This is a genomic window from Flavobacterium sp., assembly GCF_044368625.1.
GTDB lineage: Bacteria > Bacteroidota > Bacteroidia > Flavobacteriales > Flavobacteriaceae > Flavobacterium.
The window spans coordinates 1-3,252 of record NZ_JBIPPD010000377.1 but is presented as its reverse complement, the minus strand read 5'-3'; the positions used below and the strand labels follow the sequence as shown (position 1 = coordinate 3,252).

Annotated in this window: 4 protein-coding genes; 3 read left to right on the top strand and 1 reads right to left on the bottom strand. The window is 59.5% G+C overall.

The window, feature by feature from the left end; translation table 11 throughout:
• Nucleotides 1-505: 505 nt before the first annotated feature.
• The 3 genes from ACIQ2X_RS17130 to ACIQ2X_RS17120 all read left to right on the top strand — a co-directional run bounded on the left by ACIQ2X_RS17130 (nt 506) and on the right by ACIQ2X_RS17120 (nt 2,591).
• A complete protein-coding gene (locus tag ACIQ2X_RS17130; protein ID WP_396180246.1) occupies nt 506-1,012 on the top strand; it encodes an endonuclease I family protein in 507 nt (168 codons plus the stop codon).
• A gap of 587 nt (nt 1,013-1,599) precedes the next feature.
• Nucleotides 1,600-2,151, top strand: a complete 552-nt coding sequence (locus ACIQ2X_RS17125; RefSeq protein ID WP_396180244.1) for a hypothetical protein — start codon at nt 1,600-1,602, stop codon at nt 2,149-2,151.
• Nucleotides 2,148-2,591 carry a hypothetical protein gene (locus tag ACIQ2X_RS17120; RefSeq protein WP_396180243.1) on the top strand — a complete coding sequence of 148 codons (444 nt, stop codon included), beginning with the start codon at nt 2,148-2,150 and terminating at the stop codon, nt 2,589-2,591. The genes ACIQ2X_RS17125 and ACIQ2X_RS17120 overlap by 4 nt, the downstream gene beginning before the upstream one ends.
• 397 nt (nt 2,592-2,988) lie before the next feature.
• Here the strand turns inward: ACIQ2X_RS17120 and ACIQ2X_RS17115 are convergent.
• A partial coding sequence (locus ACIQ2X_RS17115) for an NUDIX hydrolase (RefSeq protein ID WP_396180241.1) occupies nt 2,989-3,252 on the bottom strand: 264 nt, incomplete at its 5' end.

Here is a 3,252-nt window from a genome sequence, read left to right as displayed (position 1 = left end):
AGACCCCGCGGGGTCTTGATTGCTAGCGGCAAGCGGTGGGGTGGCTGATGGGACGCCACCACTGCCGCCAGAAGTCCAATGAAATCAAAGCCTTACAGCGAGTTGCTACACAGCCAAGTGCGGCGCTCTGTGTGACAAAAAGGTTCTCACAAGCGTCCCGCACCGATCCTGCCTTCTGTTCGCTGGAAGTGCAAGCAGTCTCGACTGTGGCCCCCGATAGCGTCGACGACCGCGGTCTTGCCGGCGTCGTTCCCCCCGACCAGGATGTTCATCCCGGGGGACAGCTCCCAGTCCAGGACTGGCGCGGCGGTGCCGTCGCCGAACGCTCGAAAGCTGCTCGCGCGAATTCGCTTCAAGTACATGCAGCCTCCCTGCGTCGCTGTGCTCCAAGCGACTGGCTTGCAGCATAGCAATCGTGTCGCCACAGCCCGACCGGGCCGCAATCTGAGCCTCACATCCTCTTGAAAGACTTCCTCAGGAGGGCAAGGCACCCAGCACCTGTGAGCTGACATGGAACCGCGAGCACGTGTGGCCCAAGTCCAAGTCGTTCCCTCGCCGCGACCAATGGGCGCATACAGATGCTCATCACGTTGCCGCAGAGGTAGTCCGCTGCAATTCCTTGCGAGGCAATCTGGACTTGAGCGTGGGCGGGCGACTGCACCCAGAGTGCGCTTCTCGCAGAGGTACCGGGGCACAGGCCACCTGGGAGCCGAGCGATGCCTCAAAGGGTCAAGTCGCGCGCATGCTGATGTACGTCGCGGTGCGCTATGAAGGCGACCCTATCGGCGATAAGACCCCAGACCTTGAACTTGTCAATCGGTCTACTCGCGACGGCGAAGCCGCTTTGGGGAACCTCTGCGTACTATTGCGCTGGAGTCAGACTTTCCCAGTTACGCAGCAAGAGCGAGATCGACATGCCGCAGTGGTTCGCCTTCAAGGCAACCGCAACCCGTTTGTCGAGCGCCCAGACCTCGCGCAGCGGATTTGGGGCAAAGAGTGTGCCACTCGCTGAGAGCGTCGCTGCCCCCTCTTCCTTTTCCCGTAGCAGTGGGGTCCAACTATGGCAATGACTTTTCTGTGCAGACTACTGCGCCCCGGCAGATAGCCTGAATGCAGCTGTTACACCGTCAACACCACCTTCTCGCAGGCCTCCTCTACTCGTAGGCCTGCGGCACAGGTTCGGTTGCAGGCCGTACGCGGAGGGTGCTATGCAGCAGGGAGAGCGAGGGCGTTGAAGAAGCGTACATCGGCCCGATGCCGGGTGTTGTATTGAACAACACCGATCTGAGCCGGCACGGATACCGCCGAGCATTGCCGCCGAGCACCTTCGGCAACCCTCCCTGGAAGTGCGCTCCTGTGAATGCGGGCCCTACCACGAAGGTAACTCTCGCGAGCAGAAGCATTACGCAGCGCACTTGCCGCTGAGGCACTGCGATTGCATTGCTTTCCGCTATGTGGTCAGCAAGTCTGGCGTCGAGGTCTGGGGCGCTGTGTTGCCAGCGGCGTTGGTTCAGCGCCCCGGAACCAGGTTCCTGCATCAGTCCAGTGTTGTATTGAACAACGCGATCGGTGAGGCCGAGCAATGATGCGCTCATCTCAATGCTCACCTTCGCTGAGACGTTTGCAATTGCCCCCAGTACGCATTACCGTGCTGCCATGCCCGCACCCATATCCGCACCAAGTCCCGCCACACACATCGTTCCTGAAGTCAGCGCACACGACCTCGCGCAGGTCCTGCTCGAACAAAACAGTAACGACTTCAAGTTATCGCATGCTGCGCTCCATCGAATGCGCACGATGTTCGAAGATGTTCTGTTTGCAAGAACGAAGGTGCTTCTGAGTCTGCAAGTGATTGACTACTCGATGCTCAGCGTTTGGCTTGTGGGAAGCAAACTCGACCCCTCCGCTCAGGAGGGCCCGCTACTCTCGCAGCGGTTTGAGCAGCTCAGTGTGATTGCAAGCAAAGCCCACTTCGATGAGTTCAGTCTCACAACTTCTAGGGGCTACAAGTTCATCAACTTGCGCTCAGGAGATGTGCGGGGGGCAGTAATGGCGGGGCTGGAGGTGCGGCTTGAGCTGCTGAAACCAGAAGAGCTCGTGAGGTGGGTGAGCTGGCAGTTTGATGAGCTTGCAGAGCGAGAGTTGCGGTGAAAGAAGCGTTTGACCTTGCACGCAGCTTGATGCTCGAAAGCGATTTGAACTGTGGACGCTCGCTCAATGCTCTGCAGGCGATGCGACGAAACGTTCGAGCAGAGGTTTTTTCAAGAGCTGCGACGCTGCTGATGCTTGAAGTCAGCCCTTACAAGGGGCTTGAGGAGCTGAAGGTGTCTGAGCATTGCCGGCTCATTAACGCAGGGTTTGTTGTAACCAATAGGCCTTCACGGGTGGAAGAAGTTGCTTATGCGCGAGGCTTTGACGAGGTGATTGTTTACAAGAACGACGACACGCGAGTTGTCTATCTGCGTGCGGGTGAAGTGCAAGCTGTCGCCAAGATTTTTCGAGTCGCCGCATATGCGCTGCTCGATGCTGAGACGCTCGTCGACTGGTTGAGCTGGCAGTTCGATGAGCTCGTGAAACAAGAAGTCGCGTAAGCGCCGCGTCTGCACGTGCGGTGCCCTGAAGCTCGTGTAGCACACTGGCAGGAACCGTCCTTGGTGGCTCGATAACCCCCGCCTCATATCGCGAAGCCGTGGTCGCGTACGCGCCTGCAACGGCTGCGGCATTGGCCTGTTTCAGGTTTCAGGCACGGCGCAAGCGCTTGAGGCGAGCGCCCAAGATGGGGTGGTCTTGCTTCAAGGTTTACAGGGGAAAGTGAGATGGTGAGCCAAGCGCAACAGCGGCTTACCGTCCGGCCGTTAGCGGCAACGCCTAATCGATGCTCGGGACGAAGCGCCGCTCCACGAGCGTCTTCAGCGGTGCAAAGAGGTTGTCTGGCAGCTCCGCCCAACGGAACCACTCCCAACCCTCGCACTTCCCTGGCTCCATCACTTACGCGATGCCCTCGGTGGAGCTGGCTACCACGATCACGGTCACGTAGTGCTTGCCTTCTGCCGGCATGGCGTCGTTCGTGTAGGGTCCCTGGCGAAGGATCTGTACCTTGAGCCCCGTCTCTTCCTCGGCTTCGCGCAGGGCGCAGACTTCGACCGTCTCCCCGAACTCAAGGTGGCCACCAAGTAGGGCCCAGGTGCCTGCACCGTGCGAACCTCGGCGCTTGCCAAGAAGCACCTCGTCTTTACGCAGCACGATGACGCC